A 23,994-nucleotide genomic window follows, 5' to 3' on the forward strand; every position below is an offset into this window, starting at 1 on the left:
AATAGCCGAAACCAAATCTCCGAAAACCAGTGTAACTTCTCTTGATAAAACGTGACCGTCAAAGTCTCTTTCAAAGGATCCAAATCTCTTCGGATCCCGCAAGCTCCGCCGCCCACGTTTCTCTTTCTTCTCTATATTCAATTGTCAAAAAACCGACGACACAAAGCCGTCACCAAAACCCGCTCCAAACTCGCGCCCAGAACACAAACCAGCAATCCGCCAATCCGCTTGAGTTTCTTTAGAACGAAAGACTTCGTCGCCAGCAGCGCCGCCGCCCTCGTTCAGTGAGTGGGCTTATAGAACTAACCCTCCCAAACAGTCAACAGCCATCCCAAAAGTTTTTTGACATTTTTGTAACAGTTTGATTCGGCTGGCATTTTTGTCGGTGGATATTATCCACAGGGGGCTGTTTCGGAGCGGATTCCTGAAAATTTGTTTATCGTCTGGTCAAAAATCTGTCGGAAAGCCGCCCTCCAAGCGGAAAAATGACAAGAAAACAGCGGCTTGCAAGAATTTATGGTTAATGAAGGATTGAGGGCCCTCAATCGGCGAGCTTTAAATTTCCGTCACAAATCAAAGGCCGACATCTCGGAACCTATCTTCATCTGAGGTGTTTCCTCTCCCATTGAAGGAAGGAGACCGACATGGCTGCCAACACCGATGATATCAGAGCATCTGTCAGCAAGGACATTGCCGCACTTCAACAGGAAGTCTCGCGCCTGCAGAAGATGATTTCCGCTCAAGGCGCCGAAGCCTATTACGAAGTGCGCGGCCGGGCCGGCAAGGCATATGAAGAAGCCCTGCCCCGGGCAAAGAACGCCGTCGCTCAGATCAGGGCTGAAGGCGTCGCTGCCGCCGACGCCGCCCGCGAGCATCCGGCCGCAACGACCACTGCGCTAGCACTTGCAGGTGCCATCGGATTCCTCGCCGGATATCTGCTTTCCGGCAGCCAACAGCCGCAACCTCGGCAATGGTGGCGCTGAGACCGCAACATCCACGCATAGACCGGTTTTTTTACGCACCCGCCGATCCTTTTATCGGTAGGGTGCGTAAACGCTTATGTCTTACAAAAACCAATTTTTAATGCCAGCTATGGGAACATAAAAAACGAAGGGAGGACTACCATGGAAAACAAGAGGGCCAACTGCATCATCGAAGTCAGCGTCGACGGCGCCAATGGTCGTCACGCCGTCGGCATCATGAATATGCGCCAGGCACTCGACCTGCCGGAAATGCCAAGCCTATCCTACACACATCCGGACCCGGTCAAGGCCGCCGCCGGTATCGTTGTCAGCCGCAAGGAACTGGCCGGCTTCATGGTCTGCCGCTGAGGCAGCCCAATCCCAGCAAGCCCCACTGCGCTTTACCCTGAAGCGCTGAATCCTTTTTGCGGCATTATTCATTCCGTCTGGTTTTCTTTTGCGTTGCTGGCATCCATGCGCCGTTCATGCCAAGAGAGGGCACGAAGCAAGACAAGGACGGCAGATGAGGGAGCGGCGCCCACCGCATAAGACGCGTGAGCGGACAAAGCCCGCCGATAACGCTGCAGGCAAGCGGGTCACCCTTCCCCGCGCCCTCTCTAAGCTCGGTTATTGCTCCCGAACCCAGGCCGAACGGCTGATCGCCGAAAACCGCGTCGCCGTCGACGGCCGCACCATCACCGATATCTCCGCATGGGTCGATCTTGCAACTGCTCGGATTAGCGTCGACGGACTCGTGATCGTTGCAGAGGCGAAAATCTACCTGATGCTCAACAAGCCCCGCGGTCTCGTCACGACCCGTCATGATCCCGAAGGCAGACCAACGGTCTATGATTGTCTCCGGGATTTCGATATCCCGCATCTCTCCCCCGTCGGCCGGCTTGACAAGGCAAGCGAGGGGCTGCTGCTGTTCACCAACGACACCGAATTCGCGCAGATCCTGCTCGATCCGATTACCCATGTGACGAAGACCTATCACGTCCAGATCGACGGCGTCATGGATGATGAAGGCATCGCCGCCATGACATCGGGCATCCGTCACGACGGCGAATTGCTGACGGCGACCGCCGCGCGGCGGTTGCGCCAGGGCGACCGGAATTCCTGGATCGAGGTCGAGCTCGACGAGGGCCGCAACCGCCAGATCCGCCGCATGCTGGAAGCCCTCGGAAGCGAATGCCTGCGCCTCGTGCGCGTTGCAATCGGCGGGCTCGAACTCGGCGAACTGCCGAAAGGCGCCGTGCGTGCGCTGAGCGAGGTGGAATTGCAGGCGCTACGCCGCAGAACCGGCATGGAAAGGGCGAGACGCAATTGACCGATGTGATGGCGATGGCGATGGCGCCGCATGATTTCTGGCAGGAGATTCATCCTCCCGGCACCTTCCCCGACGACCGGGAGTTCACCTCCTTTTATGTCGCCGCGCTGGAGGATGGCCGCCAACTTCGCCTGCCGATCCGCATACTGGCGGATGGCGATCACGCCCTTGCCTCGCTGATCGTCAACCAGGCGAGCTTCGCCGTCCTCGATGCGCTGGCCGAAAGCCTCGCCGAAAAGATCAGGCCCATGCGCATCGATGTTGTCGCCGGCCTGCCGACGCTCGGCCTGACGCTTGCCGCCGCCGTGGCGCAGAAGCTCGGTCATAACAGGTACGTTCCGCTCGGCACCTCACGCAAATTCTGGTACCGCGACGAGCTCTCCGTTGCCCTGTCCTCGATCACCACGCCAACGCAACAGAAGCGGCTCTATATCGATCCGCGCATGCTGCCGCTGCTGACCGGGCGGCGCGTCGCTCTGATTGATGACGTCATTTCCAGCGGCGCCTCGATCGCCGCCGGTCTTCACCTGCTGACGGCCTGCGGCATCGAACCCGCCGCCATCGGTGCGGCGATGCTGCAATCGGAGCGCTGGCGCGACAGCCTTGCGGCCGTCGGGCCGCAATGGATCGAGCGCACAGTCGGCGTTTTCGCAACGCCCATTCTGGAACGGAACGCAGCGGGCCGGTGGCAGGCTCCGACGGCTTGACGCGAGATATGGAAATTGTCCAATCTTTGCCTGAAGGCACCTCTGTACAGAGCATGAGGAACGATTACAGTCTGCCTGGTCGATGAAAGACCGGATCCACGCATGACGTTCGAGCAAGCACTCCTGCTGATCCTTCTGCTGGGGATGCTCGTTCTCTTCTCACTCGATCGCTTCCGCATCGAGGTGGTCTCGATCGCCGGTCTGCTTGTCGGCCATGCGCTCGGCCTCTATCCCGCCGACCAGATCTTCACGGGCTTCGCCAGTCCCGTCGTCGTCACCGTCGTCGAGATCCTGCTGATTGTTCAGGTGCTGGCGCGCGCCAAGCTCTTCGACAGTCTGGCTGCCCGTTTCGCCGCCTCAGGGCCCTCGGGTTTCCAGGTCATATCAGGCATTTCGTCGCTTACCGGATTCATCTCCATTTTCATTAACAATATCGGTGCCTTTGCGATCGCCCTGCCGGTGGCGCTGCGGCTCGGCACGGCTCTGGCGATCCCCCGCCGCCAGCTCGTCATGCCGGTCTCATTCGCAGCCCTGCTCGGCGGTCTCGTTTCGCTGATCGGCACGCCGGCCAACCTGCTCGTCAGCGATGCGCTCACCAAAGCGACCGGCGCGAGCTTTCGCTTTTTCGATTTCGCCTATGTCGGCCTGCCGGTCGCGATCGCCGGCATTTTGCTCATCGCCTTTCGCGTGCAGCGGCTGTTTCCAGATCTCGACGAAGCGCCGGCGACGGCCTCTCCGGCCACGCGCCGCATCGTCGTCGAGCGTCGCATCCCCGACGTTTCGCCGTTGATCGGCGTGCGGCTTTCCGATTGTCCCGCGCGTTTCGGCATCAAGCCGCATGCGCTAATCCGTGGCGACAATTTCGTCTTCGGTCCGCTCGACCAGTCGGTGATCGCAGCCGGCGACGTGTTGCTTGCCGAAGGCGGCGATACGGTCTTTGCAGGCCTTGCCGCCGCGCAGGCGCTGATGGCCGATGCCCACCCGCATGGCCTGCAGCCGGATTTTACCCGTGTCGAAGCCGTCGTCATGCCGGAAAGCACGCTGGTGGGTTCGCGGATCCGCTCGCTCGAAATCTTTCACAGTCGCGGCGTTGCGGTCACCGCTCTCGCCATGCGCGCGCCGCGCATAGAAGGCCGCTTCCTGGATCTGCAGCTGTCGATTGGCGATATATTGACATTGGAGGGGCCGCGCATGGCGATCGCCGAAGCGCTTGAAGAAAGCGAGTGCCTGCCGCTCGCCTCGGCTGCTTCGAGCGAACCAGCCTCGCTCTCTTGGCGGCCCTTCGCGCTCTTTGCCTGCGGCATCGCCGCCTCGGCGGCCGGCTTGCGTCCCGATGTTTCTTTTGCCGGCGTCGTGCTCGTGCTTGCCCTGCTCAATCATCTCAACATCCGACAGGCGATGGCCGATCTCAATTGGCCGATCATTATAATGCTGGCGGCGATGATCCCGATCGGTCAGGCAGTGGCAACCACTGGGGCGGCAGAAACCATTGCCGGCTGGCTCAGCCTCGTCGTGCCGATCACCCATCCGCTCTTCGGCATTGCTCTCATCCTCTTCCTCGCCATGGCGCTGACACCCTTCGTCAACAACGCGACGGTCGCAATCGTTCTGGCGCCGATCGCACTGGAATTCGCAAAGGCCGGCAGCCATGCGCCGGACGCCTATCTGATCGCCGTCGCGGCCGGCGCCTCGCTCGATTTCCTGACGCCCTTCGGCCATCACAACAACACGTTGGCGATGGGCATTGGCGGCTACCGCTTCAGTGACTTCCTGCGCGCCGGCTGGCCGCTTGCCGTTACAAGTTACGGCCTCGCTTTGCTTCTCCTGGCTCTGTTCTGGCTGTGATGCGATACTTGGGCGCCACCTTGACTTCCCGGCAATGACTACAGCGCCGCGCGTCTTTCAGACGCGCAAAGGACGCTGGAGCATTTTGAGTGCTGCATAATTCCTTAAATCGATTCCGATTTAAGGAATTATGCAGTAGAGCAGGAAGCCTTCACCCAATCACAAGGACAGTCGAGCGCCGTGCGAATCCTCTCCGAAGCCCATTTCCCGGAACTGCCGAATTATTATCGCGGCAAGGTGCGCGAGAATTACGATCTTCCGGACGGACGCCGGATTATCATCAGCACCGACCGGCTGAGTGCTTTCGACCGCATTCTCACCTGCATTCCCTATAAGGGCCAGGTGCTGACGCAGACGGCGCGCTACTGGTTCGAGGCGACAAGGGACATCTGCCCGAACCACGTCCTCGACTATCCCGATGCGAATGTCGTCATCGGCACGCGGCTCGACATCCTGCCGGTCGAGATCGTCGTGCGCGGTTATCTCGCCGGCACCACCGGCACGTCGATCCTGACACTCTATAAGAAGGGTGAGCGCCAGATGTACGGCATGCGCCTGCCAGACGGCATGCGCGACAACCAGATCCTGCCCGAACCCGTCATCACCCCGACCAGCAAGGAATTCGATGGCGGCCATGACGAGCCGCTGACGCCTGACGAAATCGTCACGCGCGGCCTTCTGACCAAGGAGCGGTGGCAGACCCTGTCGCGATACGCGCTTGCGCTCTTCGCCCGCGGCCAGGAGATGGCCGCGAAACGTGGATTGATTCTGGTCGACACCAAATATGAATTCGGCACCGATGGCGACGGCAATATCATCCTAGCCGACGAGATCCACACGCCCGACAGCAGCCGCTACTGGCTTGCCGAAAGCTATCCGGCAAGCTTCGCCGCGGGAAAACGTCCAGAAAGTTTCGACAAGGATTTCGTCCGCGCCTGGGTGGCAGAGCGCTGCGACCCTTATAAGGACGACATTCCGGAAATCCCCAACGAACTGATCGAGCAGACCTCGGCCGTCTATATCAAGGCGTATGAGGCGATCACCGGCCAGCGCTTTGTGCCCGACGATAGTGGCGAGACGCCGCTTGCCCGTGTCCGAAAGAACCTCACCCCCTACTTCCTCTGAGAGGGCGGCGCGAAGGCCGCCGGCCAATGATCGACTTGCTGCATTTCGTGCAATCGCGCTAACATCAGCCGAAAGAAGGATCGGGCTCGCCCGGCGGGGGACGGATGGCAAGAAGGCCGAGACGCAAGGCCGAGGAAACGCGGGAAGACATTCTCTCCATGGCGGAGATGCTGTTTCGCGAGCGCGGCTATGTCGCAGTGTCGATTGCCGACATCGCCGGCGCGCTCCACATGTCGCCGGCCAATGTCTTCAAGCATTTCCGTTCTAAAGTCGCGCTGATCGATGCGATCGCCGGGCGCCATCTCGACAATGCGACCGAGCGTTTTGCAGCCTTCGACCAGGACCTGCCGCCGAAGGAGCAACTGCTTCGCTTCGTCCTTCGCCTGCTGGAAGGCCATCTGCAGGACATCCAGAAGAACCCTTACATCTTCGAAATGGTGCTTTCGACAATTGAGGCCAAACTCGAGGCCGGCAACCGTTATCGCGCCCGTATCGAAGAAAAGCTCGGTGAGATCATCGGCGAGGGAATGGCGGAGGGACGTTATCATTGCCGCGACCCCGAAAGCGCGGCACGCACCGTCGCAGACGTGCTTGCCTGCGTGCTGCACCCTATCCTGATCGCCCGTGACGACAAGGAAACACTCGTGCACCGCGCCGAGCACATCGTGGGCTTCGTCGATGCCGCACTGCAAAATAACGCTTGCTAAGTGACGATCGCTAACTTACGTCACTTCGTAAAGCTTTTGTTAAATTCGGACAATGGCATTTGAATGCCGAACCAATCCTGACGCTTATACAAGTCTGCGCTCGGCTGAGCTGCGGCCATGGATTGAACGGCAACTGCCATCGCACAGGGAATTCAGAATGATACGGCGTGCCCTCCTCATCTCCTCGGCGCTGGCGTTCGGCGCATTGCTCGCAGCCTGCAGCGATAACGCCAGCAAGCCCGCCGGCAATGCATCCGCAGGCACGGCCCAGCAGGCGGCGCCTGTCGGGGTCATCGCGCTGAAAAAGGGGAGTTTCCCGATCACCACGATCCTTCCCGGCCGCGCCGAGACCTTCCAGACGGCTGATATCCGGCCGCAGGTAAGCGGCCTCATCCGCGAGATCGCCTTCAAGGAAGGCGGCGAGATCAAGAAGGGCGACCTTCTCTACCAGATCGAGGATGCCCCCTATATTGCCGCCGTCGAGCAAGCCAAGGCGGCAATCTCCAAAGCCGAAGCGAGTGTGCCGAGCGCTGAAAGCAATCTCGACCGCTACCAGCGCCTCGTCGGCAGTGGCGCCACCCAGATCGAATTCGAAACGGCCAAGACGACGCTGCTTCAGGCCAAGGCCGAAGTCGAGTCAGCAAAGGCAGCGCTGTCCGCCGCACAGATCGATCTCGACCATACCAGGATCATCGCGCCCTTCGACGGCGTCAGCGACCAGACAGCCTATAATGTCGGCAACGTCGTTTCAGCCAATCAGACGACGGCGCTGACGACGATCCGCCAACTTGACCCAATCTATATCTCGCTGACGGAATCGAGCACCAACCTGCTGAAGCTGCGCGATGCGATGGCCGCCGGCGACATCAAGGGCGCCGCCAGTGTCGTGTTCCACCTGATCCTCGAAGACGGCAAGGAATACAATCAGCAGGGCAAGCTCGACATGTCGAAGCAGGTGGTCAGTGAGACCACCGGCACCTTCATTATCCGCGTACTCTTTCCCAATCCCGACCGTCTCGTCCTGCCCGGCATGTATGTCCGGGCAACCGTCGAACTCGGCGCCGAGGCGGGGTATGCCTTGCCGCAACTGGCAACGAGCCGTGATGCCAACGGCCGGCTGACGGCACAGTTCGTTTCCGCCGATGGCAAGGTCGAAACCCGCGCTTTCGAAAACAGCTCGCCCTCCAACAATTCCTGGCTCGTGACCGAAGGCATCAAGGACGGCGATCAGCTGATCGTCAGTGGCCTGCAATCGATCACCTCAGGCATGCCGGTGAAGCCGGTTCCGATGAAGATCACCGACAACGGCGTGGTCGTGGCTGCTGAGCAGCCCGCGGCCGGTGACGCACAGAAGCCCGCAGCGAAGTAATCGCTTCGAGCCCCTACGTCGCCGTCTCAGCCGCACAGGAACAACCGATGGCCAAGTTTTTCATCCGACGTCCGATTTTCGCCTGGGTCATTGCGATCACCATCATGCTCGCCGGCTTGCTGGCGATCTCCACCCTGTCGATCTCGCAATATCCCGACATCGCGCCGACGACGGTCCGTATCAATGCCACCTATCGGGGTGCGAGTGCTGAGACTGTCGAGAAATCGGTGACGACGATCATCGAGGACGGCATGACCGGCCTCGACGATCTCACCTATATGACCTCAACCTCGTCGACGGGTTCGGCCAGCATCCAGCTGACCTTCGGGACGAGCGCCGACCCTGATATCGCCCAGGTACAGGTGCAGAACAAGCTGCAGCTGGTTCAGTCGAAGCTTCCGAACGACGTTATCGATGCCGGCATCAGCGTAACCCGCTCGACCTCCAGCATTCTTCTCGTCGGCTCGCTCGTTTCCACCGACGGCAAGCGCAATTCGGTCGACCTCGGCAACATCGTGTCGACCTCGATCGAGGACCAGATCCAGCGCCTGGAGGGCGTCGGCAGCATCAACGTCTTCGGCTCGGGATACGCCATGCGCGTCTGGCTCGACCCCTTCAAGCTGCTGAAATACCAGCTGACGCCGAGCGACGTCACCGCCGCCATCCAGGCGCAGAACACCCAGGTCTCCGTCGGTTCGCTCGGTGCCCAGCCGGCAATCCCCGGCCAGCAGATCAACGTTACCATCACTGCGCAAAGTCAGCTGACCACCGTCGCCGATTTTGAGCACATTATCCTGAAGGTCGAAAAGGATGGCGCGACGGTGCGCCTGAGCGATGTCTCGCGAATCGAGATCGGCCAGGAAAGCTACGGCGGCAATTCGCGTTACAATGGCCAGCCCTCGACCGGTTTTGCCGTCAACCTGGCGATCGGCGCCAACGCCATCGATACCGCCGCCCGCGTGCGCTCTGCGCTCGCTGTCATCGGCCGCGGCCTGCCCGCCGGTGTCGAGATTACCTATCCCTATGACACGACGCCCTTCGTCGAGCTGTCGATCGAAAAGGTGGTGCACACGCTGATCGAGGCGATCGTGCTCGTTTTCGTCGTCCTTCTCATCTTCCTGCAGAACCTGCGGGCGACGCTGATCCCGACGATTGCCGTTCCCGTCGTCCTGCTCGGCACCTTCGGGGTGCTGGCGATCACCGGCTATTCGATCAATACGTTGACGATGTTCGCGATGGTGCTGGCGATCGGCCTACTCGTCGACGACGCCATCGTCGTCGTCGAAAATGTCGAACGCATCATGTCCGAAGAGAAGCTTTCGCCGCTCGAGGCGACGGAAAAGTCGATGGGCGAAATCACCGGCGCCATTGTTGGCATCGCCCTCGTCCTCACCGCCGTCTTCATTCCGATGGCTTTCTTTGGTGGTTCGACCGGCATCATCTATCGTCAGTTCTCGATCACCATCGTCTCGGCCATGCTACTGTCGGCGCTCGTCGCCCTCGTGCTGACGCCCGCCCTTTGCGCCACGATGCTGAAGCCGGTCGGCGAACACAGGAAACACCGCGTCGGCGATTGGTTCAACCGCAATTTCACGCGCTCGACCAACGGCTATGTCAGCACCATCGGCTATCTCCTGAAACGGCCGATCCGCGTCATGCTGGTCTTCCTGCTCGTCGGCGCCGGCTGCGCCTATCTCTTCACCCGCCTGCCGAGCTCGTTCTTGCCGCAGGAAGACCAGGGCGTACTGCTGACCATCGTCACCACGCCGCCGGGCTCGACGACCCAGCAAAGCCAGGCAGTCGTCGAGAAGGTCGAGAAGTACTATCGGGAAAATGAGAAGGATGCGGTCGAATCCGTGTTCGGCGCGCTCGGCTTCGGCTTTAACGGCTCCGGCCAGAACAGCGCCATCGTCTTCACCAAGCTCAAGGATTTCTCGCAGCGTACCGATCCGGCGCTGAGCGCCCAGTCGGTCGTCAACCGGGCGCTTGGCAGTTTCTTCAAGATCCGCGAGGCGCAGGTTTTCGCGCTTCTGCCGCCGGCGATCCAGGGCCTCGGCGTGTCGAGCGGCTTCTCCATGTATCTCGTCGATACCGGCGGTCACGGCAATGATGCCTTGACAGCCGCCTCCAAGCGGCTGATCCAGATGGGCAACACCTCGGGCAAGATCGTGGCGCTGCGCAGCAGCAACAAGGAAGTCGAGCCGCAGATGCGAATCGTGCTCGATCAGGAAAAGATCGGTGCGATGGGCGTCGACATCGCCTCGGTCAATTCGATGCTGTCGATCATCTTCACCGGCCGCGACGTCAACGATTTCACCCTGAATGGCGAGATCAAGCCCGTCTACGTTGAAGGCGATGCGCCCTTCCGCATGCAGCCTGATGATCTCGACCACTGGTATGCCCGCAACAATGCCGGCGAAATGGTGCCGTTTTCCGCCTTTACCCGAACGGAGTGGGTGAAGGGTGCGCCCTCGCTTGCCCGCTTCAACGCCGTCAGCGCCATTCCGCTCGACGGAGCTTCCGCACCCGGGATTTCCTCCGGCGATGCGATGAACGAAATGGAAGCGCTGACCGAACAGCTGGGCGGCGGTTATACGGTCGCCTGGCAGGGCATCTCCTATCAGGAGCGGCTTTCCGGTTCGCAGGCGCCGATGCTCTATGCAATCTCCGTTCTCGTCGTCTTCCTCTGCCTGGCGGCGCTTTACGAAAGCTGGTCCATCCCTTTCTCGGTGATCATGGCGGTGCCTGTCGGTATTCTCGGGGCGCTGACGGCAGCAACCTTGTTCGGTCAGGCCAACGACGTCTATTTCAAGGTCGGCCTGCTCACAACCATCGGGCTGGCGGCAAAAAACGCGATCCTGATCGTCGAATTCGCCAAAGATCGCATGGAAAGTGGCATGGGCCTCTACGAAGCGACGCTGGAAGCGGCGAGATTACGCTTGCGGCCGATCATCATGACCTCGCTTGCCTTCATTCTCGGCGTCGTGCCGCTGGCAATCGCGACAGGCGCGGGTTCGGCGGCACAAAACGCCATCGGTATCGGCGTTCTCGGCGGCATGTTGGCGGCGACGATGCTCGGAATCTTCTTCGTTCCCTCCTTCTTCGTCGTCATTCGACGCATCTTTGCCACACGCGGCAAAAATGCGGCAGGAGTGTGATATAAATGCACTGTGATAATGCTGTTCTCGTTGCTACATTGCGGCCGACTGCTTCGGCATGGTGTTTTTGGTAGAGCGAGGCGCGGCGGCCGTTAGTGAAGTATGAAGCTTCAGACTAGAATTGACTTGCTCGAGTACAGGATGAAATGAATGGTATCTCTTCGTTTTGCCACACCGGCATTATTGTTATTGTTGTCGGGCTGCGTTGTTGGCCCGGATCATGTTCCTCCTGAGATGCCACTGCCCGCCAAATTCGGAGAGGGCAGCACCAAGAGCGACGGCGATGTCACCACCGTAGCCTGGTGGAATGCCTTCAACGACCGCAAGCTGAACGGCTATGTCCAGAGCGGCCTCGACCAGAACCTGTCAATCCAGCAGGCGATCGAACGAATCAATGCGGCTTCCGCCAACGTTACCGTAGCAGGAGCCGGCGGCCTGCCGAACCTGACGGTCGGCGCCTCGCACACGGTCAGCGGCCAGAGGGGTGAGCTGCGGTCGCAGTTTGACACACGCAACACCAGCGGCGGCGAAGCACAGCTGAGCTGGTTGCTCGATATCTTCGGCCTCTACAAGCGCAGCACGGAAGGCGCTCTCGCTTCGCTCGATTCCGCTTACGCATCCGCGGACGTCGCCAAGCTCACTCTCGTGCAGGACATGGTCTCGAGTTATATCGATGTCCGCTATTACCAGCAGCGCCTGGCGCTTTCCAAGGCCAACTTGAAGTCTCGCCAGGAGACCTACGAACTCACCAAATTCCAGCTTGAAGCTGGTGCCGCCTCGCGTCTCGACGTCGTCCAGGCCGAAGGCTTGGTACAGTCGACGCTCGCCGAAATTCCCGGCCTCGAAACCAATGCCCGCATATCGGCCCATCACATCGCCACGCTGCTCGGCCTGCCTGCATCAACTCTCGTCGATGAGCTGCTGAGGGGCGCCGGTCAGCCGGTGTTCCGCGGCAGCATCACCTCCGGCATCCCGGCAGACCTGATCCGCAACCGGCCTGATATCCGCGTAGCGGAACGTAACCTCGCTGCCGCAACGGCCAATATCGGTGTTGCCCAGGCGCAGCTTTATCCAAGCATCTCGCTCAGCGGCTCGATTTCGCCGGCCTATATCAATCAGCGCGGCATCCATGGCGGCCTGACACCCTGGTCCTTCGGCCCGACCCTCAACCTGCCGATCCTCGATGGTGGCCGCCTGCGCGCCAACGTCAAATCGGCACAGTCTGATGCTGCTACGGCCTACCTCAACTGGAAATCGACCGTGCTGACCGCGATCGAACAGGTCGAGAACGCGCTTTCGGCCGTCCGGCGTGACGCCCGCACCGTCTCGGCACTCCAGGCTCAGGTGAAGACCACGCAGGAGACACTCGAACTTTCCACCGCATCCTACAAGGACGGCGCTTCGTCGCTGCTTGACGTTCTCGACGCCCAGCGCCAGGTTTCGCTCGCCCAAGCAAGCCTTGCCGCAGCCGTCCAGCAGATGGCCAAGGACTATGTCTCGCTGAACGTCGCAGTCGGCGGCGGCTTTGCCCCAGGCGGCAAGACCACCGTAGCCAACACCACTGTCGTGGTGAAGCCCGCCAAGACCTGATCGGCCGCCTTGTGCCGTCTGACATCCAGAGCCCCGCGATCGTCCCGCGGGGCTTTTTCATGTTGACCGAATTTTGTATCCGGATAATTCACATAAGATGAATTGGGAATCGACAAGCGAAAAAAGCTGATGTAAAGCTTGATTAAACGATTAATCAAGAGCGCCGTCGATCATGGCTTCATCGCGTTCGGGACCGAACCTCAGCAGGATAGCGACGTCGCTCGGCGTTTCCGTCGCCACGGTCTCCAATGCGTTATCAGGCAAGGGTCGGGTATCCGGCCAATTGGTTGAAAGGATCCGCGAGCATGCGGCCGAACTCGGTTATGTCCCGAGCCAGGCCGGCCGGGCGCTGAGGACCGGCCGCAGCGGCGTTCTCGGCCTGGTGCTCCCTGATATCGCCAATCCGCTGTTCCCGAAGATTGCCCAGGCGATCGAATTCGCCGCTTCCGCCGCCGGTTACGGCGTGCTGATCGCCGATTCCCGCGGCGACGCCGCCACCCAGACCGAAGCGATCAATCGGCTGGTCGAGCGCGGCGTCGACGGCATGGTCATCATTCCCCGCCGCGCCACCCGCATTTCCGCCGCCGCCTGTCCGGTCGCCGTTATCGACACCGCCTCCACACCAGGCAATACCGTTGCCGCCGACCACTGGCAGGGCGGGTGCGAAATCGCCGGCCATCTCGCCAGCCTCGGCCATCGCCGCATCCTCATCATCGGCAACAATCAGGAATCCAACGTCCAGAACGACCGCGCTGACGGCATCCGCGCCGGGATGCGCCTGGGAATGCATTCCGAGACACTGTGGATCGAGAGGCTGGAGCAAATTGGTGGCAGCGGCTGCCCGCTCGGTCTCGCCGAAAAAGTCAGGCAGGGGTTCACGGCCTTCGCAGCCCTCTCCGACCTGCAGGCGCTTCGCGCGCTGACGGAGCTGCAGCAGGCCGGTGTCAACATTCCGGCCGATGTCAGCGTTACCGGCTTCGACGACCTCATTTGGTCGCCGGTCGTCACGCCGTCGCTGACGACGGTTCGAATGGACATGGACACTATTGCCGGAATTGCCGTGTCGGCGCTGGTGGATACCATAAGAACAAGCAGCATCCGGCAAGGCATGCTGGTTACCGCCGAGATCGATCGCGTCGCCATGCAGCTGATCGTCCGCCAATCATCCGGGCCTGCGAACCCCGGCACCAAAAACCTCAGAGATGGAGAACATGTAAGATGAAAAAAGCTCTCATTGCCTCGGCAGCAATCGCCGCCCTTTCTCCGCTCGGAGCGGCCGCTGCCGACCGCACGTTGACCATTTCCGTCTATGCCTTTGCGCAGGACGATTTCAAGGCGCTGGTCTACGATCCCTTCGAAGCCAAATGCGGCTGCAAGCTGGTGGTCGAGACCGGCAACAGCGTCGAGCGTCTGGCCAAGCTGGAAGCCAACAAGGCCAATCCCGTCATCGATCTCGCCGCCGTTTCGATGGCCGATGCGCTAGCCGCCTCACGCGCCGGCCTGATCGACAAGATCGATACCGCCAAGCTTGCCAGCTTCACCAAGCTCTACGACGTTGCCAAGGACCCGAACGGCGACGGCATGAGTGTCGGTTATACCTTCTACGCCACCTCGATCGCCTATCGGTCCGACAAGATGAAGATCGATTCCTGGACCGACCTTTTGAAGCCGGAATATGTCGGGCACGTCGCGTTTCCGAACGTGACCACCAATCAGGGCCCACCGGCGCTCTACATGCTCGGCCTGGCGCTTGGAAAAGATACGCCCGATCTGAAAGGACCGATCGAGGCGCTGGGCGAAAAGAAGGACGAGATCGTCACCTTCTATGAAAAATCCTCGCAACTGGTGCAACTGATGCAGCAGGAGGAAATCTGGGCAGCGCCGATCGGCCGTTTCTCCTGGGCCGGTTTCACCAAGCTCGACGTGCCGGTCGCCTGGGCAACGCCAAAGGAGGGCCAGACCGGCGGCATGAATGTGCTGGTGTTGACCAAGGGGGCGAAGAATCAGGACCTCGCTTTGCAATTCATGGATTTCTGGCTCTCGACCGACATCCAGACCAAGCTTGCCGAAAAGCTGATCGACAGCCCGGCCAACCGCGAGGTCAAGCTTTCCGAAGCCGCCGCCAACAACCTCACCTATGGCGAGGAAACCGCCAAGAGCCTCAAGCTGATCCCCTCCGCCGTCGCCCTCGACAACCGTGCCGGCTGGCTGAAGACATGGAACGAAAAGGTCGGGCAATAAGGCCTGCCTGAGAACCGGTCCCGGCGCCTCAGCCGGGACCATCCTCCGTCCGCTCGAAAGGCGTCTCATGTTCCAGAACCGCGCAGAAGCCCTGGCGCTTGCCCTGCCGGCAGCCGTCTTTGCAACCCTGGTCTTTCTGTTGCCCGTCGCAATCCTGCTGTCGGAGGGTTTCCATGCCGGTGGCGCCTGGACACTGTCGGCCTATGCCGGTTTCTTCTCCGAGACGCTGAACCGCACGGTCTTCGTGCGCAGCTTCCGGCTCGGCCTCGAAGTTACCGCCGTCTCGGCTGTCATCGGTTATGCCGCAGCCTTCGCCATCGTCAACTTGCCACCGAATGGCAAAGGCCGCATGATCGGCCTCGTCACCTTGCCGCTGATGATCTCTCCTGTCGCCCGCACCTATGCCTGGATCGTCATTCTCGGCCGCACCGGCATCGTCAACCAGGCGATAACGGGCCTCGGCCTCAGCGCCGAGCCGCTGCGGCTGCTGTTCACCGAGACCGCCGTCTTCATCGGCCTCCTGCAGCTCTTTCTACCGCTGATGATACTTTCCTTAATCAGCGCGCTCGAAAACATGCCGAAGGATGCGATACCCGCAGCACGCGTGCTTGGCGCCAACTGGTTCCAGGTCTTCTGGAAGGTCATCCTGCCGCTGACCAAGGAAGGTCTCGTCGTCGGCGGCACGCTGGTCTTCACCGGATCGCTGACCGCCTATATCACCCCTGCCGTGCTTGGCGGCTCCAAGGTGCTGATGCTGGAAACGCTGCTGTATCAGCAGGTTTCCGTCGCCAATGATTTCGTCTCGGCAAGCGTCATCGCCTTCATTCTGATCATCATGAGCTTTGCGGCCAATATCCTGCTGAAACGCCTTGCGACGGCGAGGAACCGCCGATGACCCTGCGCCTATTTTCGCCGATCGTGCTTTTCCTGCTGCTGGTCTTCCTGATCGGTCCGTTCCTGATCATTATTGCCGCTTCGCTATCGGCCGGCGATACGCTGGCCTTCCCGCCACAGGGACTGTCGCTGCGCTGGGTCATGAAGGTGTTCACTGTCGAGAGTTTCCGCGACAGCTTCGCCATGTCGATGTTCCTCGCCGTCTTCGGAACGCTCGCAGCCCTCATCCTCGGCATCCCGGCCGCCTATGCCCTGTCGCGCTACCGGCTGCCCGCGGCCGAAACCGTCCGCACCATCGTCTCGCTGCCGATCATCGTGCCCGGCATCATCGTCGGCCTGGCGCTGCTGCGTTATCTCGTCGTTCCTTTCGGTTTCGACATCACGCTGGCACTCTTCTTCGCCCATACCGCACTGGTACTGCCCTATGCAGTGCGTGTCGTCTCGGCAAGCCTCGACAATCTGCGCTCGGACATCGAGGAGGCCGCCGTCCTGCTCGGCTCGTCCAGACTCGGCGCTTTCTTCCGCGTGGTCATGCCGAATATCCGCGGCGGCATCCTTGCCGCCTTCATCCTCGGTTTCGTCACCAGCTTCAATCAAGTGCCGGTGTCGCTCTTCCTTTCCGGACCAGGCGTCCGCACGTTGCCGATCGACATGCTGGGCTACATGGAAACCACCTACGATCCGTCCATTGCGGCGCTCTCCGCCCTTCTCGCCTTTCTCTCGATGGGCATCGTCTTCCTCGCCGAACGTTTCCTGGGATTCTCACGCTATGTCTGATGCCTATCTTCAACTCGACAAGCTGACGCTTGCCTATGGCGACACGGTCGCGGTCGGCAATCTCGACCTTACGATCGGCAAGGGTGAACTGGTGGCGCTTCTCGGCCCCTCCGGCTGCGGCAAGACGACAACCATGCGAGCCATCGCCGGCCTGCTGACGCCCGCCTCCGGCCGTATCAGCCTCGATGGAGCCGATATCACCCGCGTTTCGGCCAACAAGCGCGCCGTCGGACTCGTCTTCCAGTCCTACGCGCTCTTCCCGCATCTGACGGTTTTTGAGAACGTCGCTTTTGGCCTGCGCCTCAAGGGTATTTCGGGCGCAGATCTCGACGCCCGTATCGCCTCCGGCCTGAAATCGGTCGGCCTGTCGGCTTTCGCCGGCCGCAAGCCCGCCGAACTCTCCGGCGGCCAGCAGCAGCGTGTGGCGCTCGCCCGCTCGATGGTGATGGAGCCGAAAGTGCTGCTGCTCGACGAGCCGCTTTCCAATCTCGATGCCCGGCTTCGCCTCGAAATGCGCGCCGAATTGCAGCGGGTGCAGAAGGAGACCGGCGTCACCATGATTTTCGTCACCCACGACCAGGTCGAGGCCTTGGCGCTCGCCGACCGCATCGTCGTGATGTTGAACGGCGGCATCGAACAGATCGGCACGCCGGAAGAAATCTACAACAATCCGGCCTCCGCCTTCGTCGCCGATTTCGTCGGCTTCGAGAATGTCTTCGCGCTGAAGGATGGAAAGCTTGTGACGCCGAACGGCCCGATCGCCCTTTCCGGCCCCGCACCGCAAGCTGCGGCAGGCCTCGCCTGGCGGCCACGTAAGGTGATCCTTGGCTCGGGCACTTTTCAGGGCACCGTGCGCGGCACGTCTTTCGCAGGCAACACCCGCGAATATCTCCTCGACACCGCGCTCGGACCGATCAAGGCCGAGGTTGATGCCGGTCTGCCGCCCCACGAGATCGGAAGTAGGCTCGCCTTCGACCTTCCGGTTGCCGGCGCTGCCAGCCTCAAGCGGTTTGGGTGAAATCATGGGCGTCTGGATCGACACCGACATGGGCTTCGACGACATCGCCGCCATTCTGGTGGTGGGTCAATCGGAATTAGAGATCGACGGCGTATCGCTGGTTTTCGGCAATACGCCACTGAGGCAGGTGAAAACGAATGCCGCCAGCGCTGCCAGTGCCTTCGGCTGGAAATTCCCCATCCACACCGGTCGCGCCATGCCTGTTCTCGGCAAGCTCGAGACCGCTCAGGCGATCCTCGGCGAAACCGGCATCCCAACCATCGGCAAGAGCCTCCCAGAGGTATCAGCCCTTGCCGAAAGCGATGCCTTTGCAGCGCTTTGCCGCTGGTTGGAAGGTCAGGGCGAGCACCGTATCCTGGCGCTCGGCCCGCTGACCAATATCGCCGCAGTGGCGCTCGCCCGCCCCGATCTTGCCGCCCGCATCAGCGAACTTGTGTGGATGGGCGGCGGCGTCACCTCAGGCAACCACACGGCGTCTGCCGAGTTCAACGCGCTCGCCGATTCCGAGGCACTGTCGATCGTCATTGCCCATGGTCTGCCGCTGCGCATGGTCGATCTCGATCTCTGCCGCAAGGTGCTGGCAAGGCCCGAGGATGCCGAACCGGTGCGCAATGCCGGCGGCGCCAATGCCGGGCTGATCGCCGATATGTTTGCAGGCTACATCCGCATCGGTACCAGCCGCGGCCGCCCGGGCATGGCGATCTACGATCCCACCGCCGCCGTCGCCTTCGTCGCTGCCGATGTCGTCAGTTTCCGGCCCGCGCGCATCGACGTCGAGCTGCAGGGCGCCTTGACCCGTGGCCGCACCGTCGTCGAGACCCGCGCTACACACGCAGCCTTCAATGCCCAATTTGCCGCCGACATCGATGCCGACAAGGCGCGTGTCATCATTCTTGCAGCCCTGGTCAACGAGGCCCGCAAATGAACGCCATTCCTCGCCAGGAACCCGGCGATCTCAACGATCCCGCCTTGCGCGCCCGCGCCGTCGCCGCCGCGCGCGGCGATGCGCCCTTCGACATGCTGATTGCCGGCGGCCGGCTGCTCGACGCGGTGACGGGACTGATACGCGAGGCCGATATCGGCTTCGTTGGCGCCCTGATCGCCAGCGTCCACCCTCCGGCAAGCCGCAGCGATGCGGCCGAAATCATCGATGCGGCAGGCGGCATCCTGACGCCCGGCCTGATCGACACCCACATGCATGTCGAGAGTTCGATGGTGACACCCGCGGCATATGCGAGCGCCGTGCTGGCGCGCGGCGTCACCACGGTCGTCTGGGATCCGCATGAATTCGCCAACGTGCATGGGCTTGACGGTGTGCGCTGGGCGATCGAGGCGGCCCGCTGCCTGCCGCTGCGCATGATCCTGCTTGCTCCCTCCTGCGTGCCGTCGGCTCCCGGCCTGGAACTCGCCGGTGCCGATTTCGATGCCTCCGTCATCGCCGAGATGTTGCGTTCCTCCGCCGTCGGCGGCGTCGCCGAAGTGATGAACATGCGCGGCGTCATCGACGGCGATCCGCGCATGGTGGCGATCGTCAATGCCGGCCTTGCCTCCGGCAAGCTCGTCTGCGGCCATGCCCGTGGCCTTGAAGGCGCCGATCTCAACGCCTTCATGGCAGCGGGCGTCACCTCCGATCACGAACTCACCTCCGGCGCCGACCTCCTCGCCAAGCTTTCCGCCGGCCTGACGATCGAGCTGCGCGGCTCGCACGACCACCTGCTGCAGGAATTCGTCGAGGTGCTAAACGGTCTCGGCCACCTACCGGCGACTGTCACGCTCTGCACCGACGACGTCTTTCCCGATGAACTCCATCAAAACGGCGGCCTCGACGATGTCATCCGCCGGCTGGTGCGCTACGGAATGAAGCCGGAATGGGCGATCCGGGCCGCGACCTTCAATGCCGCACAACGGCTGAAGCGTCCCGATCTCGGCCTCGTCGCCCCTGGCCGCCGCGCCGACATCGTAGTCTTCGAGGACCTCATGGAATTCCGGGCACAATTGGTCATATCAAGTGGCCGCATCGTCGCCCGCAACGGCAGCATGCAGATTGCCGTCCAGCAGCTCGATCCGGCACCGCTCGTCAATTCGGTGAAGCTCCCGCAACTGGGCGAGCGTGATTTCCGCATTCCATCAAGAGGCGAGCGCGTCCGCGTCGCCACCATCGACCGCCCGCGCTTTACGCAATGGAGTGAGGCGGAGGCAGAGGTCAGCGACGGGTTCGTCGTGCCGCCGGCCGGAAGCGCCATGATCGCCGTCGCCCATCGGCACGGGCAGGCAAATGGTATCCCGCGCATCGGTTTTCTCACCGGCTGGGGGGAATGGCGCGGCGCCTTTTGCACTACCGTCTCGCATGACAGCCACAACCTCACCGTCTTCGGCGGCAATACGCGCGACATGGCGCTCGCGGCCAATGCCGTCATATCAGCCGGCGGCGGCATGGCCGTCGCCAAAGACGGAAAGATCGAGGCGCTCCTGCCGCTGCCGCTCTCCGGCCTGGTGACCAGTGCGACGCTAAAAAACACCGCCTTGGCCTTCGCCGACATCCGCAAGGCCATGGAAAAAATCGTCGACTGGAAACCGCCCTACCTGGTCTTCAAAGCTTGCTTTGGCGCGACCCTCGCCTGCAATCTCGGCCCGCATCAGACGGACCGGGGGATTGCCGATGTCGGGACGGGCGAGGTGCTGGAAAGTCCGGTGCTGGAGGTTTTGTAAGTCAGGACGCACAGACTGCAAACGAGGGGATTGCCCGTGTGGCCCCCTCATCCGCCCTATGGGCACCTTCTCCCCGAGGGGAGAAGAGGGAATCGAGACGCTGCGGCGTATCCCTTCTACCCTTGGGGAGAAGGTGCCCGTAGGGCGGATGAGGGCCGCGAACACCGGCTACGCCTTCAACTCCCGCTCCACCAACGCCACCCAATAAGCCGCGCCATAACCAAGCGCCTCATCATTGAAATCATAGGCGGTGTTGTGATGCAGCGCCCCGTCTACCGCCGGGCCGTTGCCGAGCCAGACGTAACAGCCGGGCGCATTCTGTGCGAAGAAGGCGAAATCATCACCTGCCGTCGAAGGCGGAAAGCTTGTCCGCACCTTCCTGCCGAACACCGAGCCGGCCGCGGCGAGCGCCCGCGCGGTTGCATTCGCATCGTTGATAACAGGCGGAATCCGCCGCTCGAATACGTAATCGACGGCAACTGCATACATAGCCGCAGTGCCATGCGCCAACCGACCGATCTCGGTCTCCAGTTGGTCGCGCACTTCGGGCGAATAGGCCCGCGCCGTCCCGCCGATATTCACGATATCGGGAATGACGTTCAGCGCCTTCGGGTCGCCGGCCTGCAGGAAACAGGCGCTGACGACGGCCGGCTGCAGCGGATCGACCACCCGTCCGACGATGGTCTGCAGCGATGATAGGAAGGTGCCGGCGGCCGTGATCGGATCGCGGCCGAGATGCGGCTTGGCGCCGTGGGTGCCAATGCCGCGAAAAGTAATGCGCCAGCTGTCCGATGAGGCAAGCTGCGGTCCTTCGACCACGGCGATCTCGTCGAGCGCAAGCCCCGGCATGTTGTGCAGCCCGTAGACGGCGTCGCAGGGAAAAAGCTTGAATAGCCCCTCCTCGACCATGCGCCTTGCCCCGCCTCGCCCTTCTTCGGCCGGCTGGAAGATAAAATGCACCGTGCCAGAGAAACCTCGCGTCGCCGCAAGATGGCGCGAGGCACCGAGCAGCATCGCCGTATGTCCATCATGGCCGCAGGCATGCATCTGGCCAGGCACCGTCGATTTATAGGGCCGCTCCGCCATCTCGGGCATGGCGAGCGCATCCATATCGGCCCTGAGCCCGATCCGGCGCTTGCCGTTGCCGACCTGCAACGTGCCGACCACACCGGTACCGGCCAGTCCGCGATGCACGGCGATGCCAGCCTCCTCAAGAAGTCTGGCGACGATGGCGGCGGTGCGCTGCTCCTCGAATCCGAGTTCGGGATGGGCATGCAGATCGCGGCGCAGGGCGGTGAGGAATGGCAGATCGTCCTTGATCCGGGCGGGAATGCTCATCGGGCAATGCTCCTGGGGCCTGGAAATCCCTTCATCCGAAACGGGCGCCCAACCGGCGCCCGCGTCAGATCATCCCTTGTTTATCAAACGGTTCGCAAATTCAATCATCAAGTCTCTTCGACGAACACCTCTTCCCGCTTCTTCTTGACGCTTGGCAGGAAGACGATGATGAGCACGGCAAGTGCGATGGCCAGAAGAGTGGCGCTGATCGGCCGGGTGACGAAGGTGGTCGGATCGCCGCGCGACAGGATCATGGCGCGCCGGAGGTTTTCCTCGAGCAGCGGTCCGAGCACGAAGCCGAGCAGCAGCGGCGCCGGCTCGCAGCGAAGTTTTGCCAGCACATAACCGATGAGCCCGAAGAAGGCGACAGCGTAGAGGTCATAGACGTTGGCGTTGACGCTGTAGACCCCGATCGAGCAGAAGGCCATGATGATCGGGAAGAGCACGTAGTAAGGCACGGTCAAGAGCTTCACCCAGAGGCCTATCAGCGGCAGATTGAGGATGACCAGCATCAGGTTGCCGATCCACATCGAGGCGATGATGCCCCAGAACAGCGCCGGCTGCTCGGTGGCGACATTCGGCCCCGGCACGATGCCCTGGATGATCATCGCGCCGATCATCAGCGCCATGACCGGATTGGCGGGAATGCCGAGGGTCAACAGCGGAATGAATGAGGTCTGCGCTCCAGCATTGTTGGCCGATTCCGGTCCGGCGACACCGGCAACCGCCCCCTTGCCGAACTCTTCCGGCGTCTTCGACATCCGCTTTTCCACCGTATAGGAAGCGAAGGAGGCAAGGATCGCGCCGCCGCCCGGCAGGATGCCGAGCGCCGAGCCGATCACCGTGCCGCGAATAATCGGCGCGATCATCTCCTTGAATTCCTGGCGCGACGGCAAAAGGCCCGACACCTTGGCCATCAATACCGTGCGTGTCGATTCACCCTCGAGGTTGCGCAGGATTTCCGCCACCCCGAAAACGCCGACGGCAAGCGCCACAAAATTCAGCCCATCGGCATATTCGCGAATGCCGAGCGTGAAGCGCGGCGTGCCGGTATAGATGTCTGTGCCGACGAGGCCGAGCAGCAGCCCGAGCGCCACCATCGCGAGCGCCTTGACGACAGAGCCGTGCGCGAGCGCAATCGACGAAACGAGGCCGACGACCATCAGCGAGAAGTACTCCGCCGACCCGAATTGCAGCGCGATGGCCGTTAGCGGCGGCGCGAAGATCGCCACGAGGAAGGTCGAGACCGTTCCGGCAAAGAACGAACCGAACGCCGCGATCGCCAGCGCTGCCCCTGCCCTGCCCTTGCGTGCCATCTGATAACCGTCGATCGCGGTGACAGCGGACGAGGATTCGCCCGGCATGTTGATCAGAATAGCAGTGGTCGAGCCGCCGTACTGCGCGCCGTAATAGATGCCGGCGAGCATGATCAGCGAAGAGACCGGTTCGAGCTGGAAGGTGATCGGCAAGAGCATGGCGATCGTCGCCGTGGCGCCGATACCTGGCAGCACGCCGATCAGCGTGCCGAGCAGCACGCCGATCAGGCAGAAGAGCAGGTTTTCCGGAGTGCCGGCCGTCGCAAAACCGAGCGCGAGATTGCTGAAAAGATCCATCATCGCCTCCTAGAACCGGACCCAGGGACCGAAGCGCTCGAACGGCAGCCCGAGTCCATAGCTGAACACCGCCACCGAAAAGACCGTCAGCAGCAGCGAAAGAATGATCGCAACGAACAGGTTCATCTTTTGCGATGCGAAGCAGGCGATAAATGCGGTGAGGAATAGCGCCGGCGCAAATCCGAGCCCGCGCACCGTCAGTCCGAACAAGACGGGCGCCGGCAGGATGAAGACCATGCCGCGCCAGGCGAATGGGCCGATCGGCTCCCCCTCGACGCGCAGTGCCTGAATGAAGATGATCGCGCCGAGAAGCACGAGCACAAAGGCAAGCACCAGGGGAAAATAACCCGGCCCCATGCGCACTGCCGTGCCGAGGTCGAGCCCCAGCGACTGAATGGCGAAGAAAGCGCCGGTCGCGACGAAGAGCGCGCCGCAGATCGCATTAGTGGTATCGAAACTGATGGATTTCATGGTGTCTCCTGGAGTTGGAGATGGTTCACGTGACGCGTCACAAAGGAGCTAGCCCTCATCCGCCTGCCGGCAGCTTCTCCCCGCCCGCGGGGAGAAGGGGATATGCCGCTGGCCTCTCATCCCGGCCGCTGTTGCGTGGG

19 protein-coding genes and 1 pseudogene are annotated in these 23,994 nt (G+C 61.7%); 17 read left to right on the plus strand and 3 right to left on the minus strand.

Going from position 1 to position 23,994, the window contains the following annotated elements:
* Positions 1–644: 644 nt before the first annotated feature.
* From RCCGE510_RS15515 to RCCGE510_RS15595, 17 genes and pseudogenes are all read left to right on the plus strand, one after another.
* Positions 645–983, plus strand: a complete 339-nt coding sequence (locus tag RCCGE510_RS15515; protein WP_007631293.1) for a hypothetical protein — start codon at positions 645–647, stop codon at positions 981–983.
* 141 nt (positions 984–1,124) lie between these two features.
* The gene (locus RCCGE510_RS15520; protein WP_007631295.1) at positions 1,125–1,331 is read left to right on the plus strand and encodes a hypothetical protein; all 207 of its coding nucleotides are present in this window, start codon (positions 1,125–1,127) and stop codon (positions 1,329–1,331) included.
* Positions 1,332–1,485: 154 nt separating this feature from the next.
* Complete coding sequence (locus RCCGE510_RS15525) at positions 1,486–2,292, plus strand: pseudouridine synthase (protein WP_007631297.1); 807 nt, start codon at positions 1,486–1,488, stop codon at positions 2,290–2,292.
* A 20-nt stretch (positions 2,293–2,312) separates the two neighbouring features.
* Positions 2,313–2,999: a phosphoribosyltransferase gene (locus RCCGE510_RS15530; protein ID WP_037078895.1), complete on the plus strand. Its 687-nt coding sequence runs from the start codon at positions 2,313–2,315 to the stop codon at positions 2,997–2,999.
* 102 nt (positions 3,000–3,101) lie between these two features.
* Entirely contained in the window at positions 3,102–4,844 is a 1,743-nt protein-coding gene (locus RCCGE510_RS15535; protein ID WP_007631300.1) for an SLC13 family permease, read from the plus strand.
* Positions 4,845–5,024: 180 nt separating this feature from the next.
* A complete protein-coding gene (locus RCCGE510_RS15540) occupies positions 5,025–5,969 on the plus strand; it encodes a phosphoribosylaminoimidazolesuccinocarboxamide synthase (protein WP_007631302.1) in 945 nt (314 codons plus the stop codon).
* A 104-nt stretch (positions 5,970–6,073) separates the two neighbouring features.
* Positions 6,074–6,676 (plus strand): TetR family transcriptional regulator, encoded by a 603-nt coding sequence (locus RCCGE510_RS15545; protein ID WP_007631305.1) that lies wholly within the window; start codon positions 6,074–6,076, stop codon positions 6,674–6,676.
* A gap of 157 nt (positions 6,677–6,833) precedes the next feature.
* Positions 6,834–8,045, plus strand: a complete 1,212-nt coding sequence (locus RCCGE510_RS15550; protein WP_007631307.1) for an efflux RND transporter periplasmic adaptor subunit — start codon at positions 6,834–6,836, stop codon at positions 8,043–8,045.
* Positions 8,046–8,092: 47 nt separating this feature from the next.
* Positions 8,093–11,203: an efflux RND transporter permease subunit gene (locus tag RCCGE510_RS15555; RefSeq protein ID WP_007631309.1), complete on the plus strand. Its 3,111-nt coding sequence runs from the start codon at positions 8,093–8,095 to the stop codon at positions 11,201–11,203.
* A gap of 150 nt (positions 11,204–11,353) precedes the next feature.
* On the plus strand, positions 11,354–12,793 hold the full coding sequence (locus RCCGE510_RS15560; RefSeq protein ID WP_037078878.1) for an efflux transporter outer membrane subunit: 1,440 nt from the start codon (positions 11,354–11,356) through the stop codon (positions 12,791–12,793).
* Positions 12,794–12,965: 172 nt separating this feature from the next.
* Positions 12,966–14,010 (plus strand): annotated as a pseudogene (locus tag RCCGE510_RS15565) (LacI family DNA-binding transcriptional regulator).
* Between the two features lies 1 nt (position 14,011).
* Positions 14,012–15,034, plus strand: coding sequence for an ABC transporter substrate-binding protein (locus RCCGE510_RS15570; RefSeq protein ID WP_007631313.1), 1,023 nt, complete (start codon positions 14,012–14,014; stop codon positions 15,032–15,034).
* A gap of 67 nt (positions 15,035–15,101) precedes the next feature.
* On the plus strand, positions 15,102–15,929 hold the full coding sequence (locus tag RCCGE510_RS15575; protein ID WP_007631314.1) for an ABC transporter permease: 828 nt from the start codon (positions 15,102–15,104) through the stop codon (positions 15,927–15,929).
* Complete coding sequence (locus RCCGE510_RS15580; protein WP_007631315.1) at positions 15,926–16,705, plus strand: ABC transporter permease; 780 nt, start codon at positions 15,926–15,928, stop codon at positions 16,703–16,705. Before RCCGE510_RS15575 ends, RCCGE510_RS15580 begins: the two co-directional genes overlap by 4 nt.
* Positions 16,698–17,723, plus strand: a complete 1,026-nt coding sequence (locus RCCGE510_RS15585) for an ABC transporter ATP-binding protein (protein ID WP_007631316.1) — start codon at positions 16,698–16,700, stop codon at positions 17,721–17,723. Before RCCGE510_RS15580 ends, RCCGE510_RS15585 begins: the two co-directional genes overlap by 8 nt.
* 4 nt (positions 17,724–17,727) lie before the next feature.
* Positions 17,728–18,648 (plus strand): nucleoside hydrolase, encoded by a 921-nt coding sequence (locus tag RCCGE510_RS15590; protein WP_007631317.1) that lies wholly within the window; start codon positions 17,728–17,730, stop codon positions 18,646–18,648.
* On the plus strand, positions 18,645–20,432 hold the full coding sequence (locus tag RCCGE510_RS15595) for an adenine deaminase (protein WP_007631318.1): 1,788 nt from the start codon (positions 18,645–18,647) through the stop codon (positions 20,430–20,432). The genes RCCGE510_RS15590 and RCCGE510_RS15595 overlap by 4 nt, the downstream gene beginning before the upstream one ends.
* Positions 20,433–20,600: 168 nt before the next feature.
* On the opposite strand, the gene RCCGE510_RS15600 is transcribed toward RCCGE510_RS15595, so the two are convergent.
* The 3 genes from RCCGE510_RS15600 to RCCGE510_RS15610 form a co-directional block, all read right to left on the minus strand.
* Positions 20,601–21,770: a M20 aminoacylase family protein gene (locus tag RCCGE510_RS15600; RefSeq protein ID WP_007631319.1), complete on the minus strand. Its 1,170-nt coding sequence runs from the start codon at positions 21,768–21,770 to the stop codon at positions 20,601–20,603.
* 107 nt (positions 21,771–21,877) lie between these two features.
* Positions 21,878–23,383, minus strand: coding sequence for a tripartite tricarboxylate transporter permease (locus RCCGE510_RS15605; RefSeq protein WP_007631320.1), 1,506 nt, complete (start codon positions 23,381–23,383; stop codon positions 21,878–21,880).
* Positions 23,384–23,392: 9 nt separating this feature from the next.
* Positions 23,393–23,854, minus strand: a complete 462-nt coding sequence (locus RCCGE510_RS15610) for a tripartite tricarboxylate transporter TctB family protein (protein WP_007631321.1) — start codon at positions 23,852–23,854, stop codon at positions 23,393–23,395.
* Positions 23,855–23,994 lie beyond the last annotated feature (140 nt).

It is taken from the genome of Rhizobium sp. CCGE 510 (genome assembly GCF_000292525.1).
In the GTDB taxonomy this organism is placed as follows: domain Bacteria; phylum Pseudomonadota; class Alphaproteobacteria; order Rhizobiales; family Rhizobiaceae; genus Rhizobium.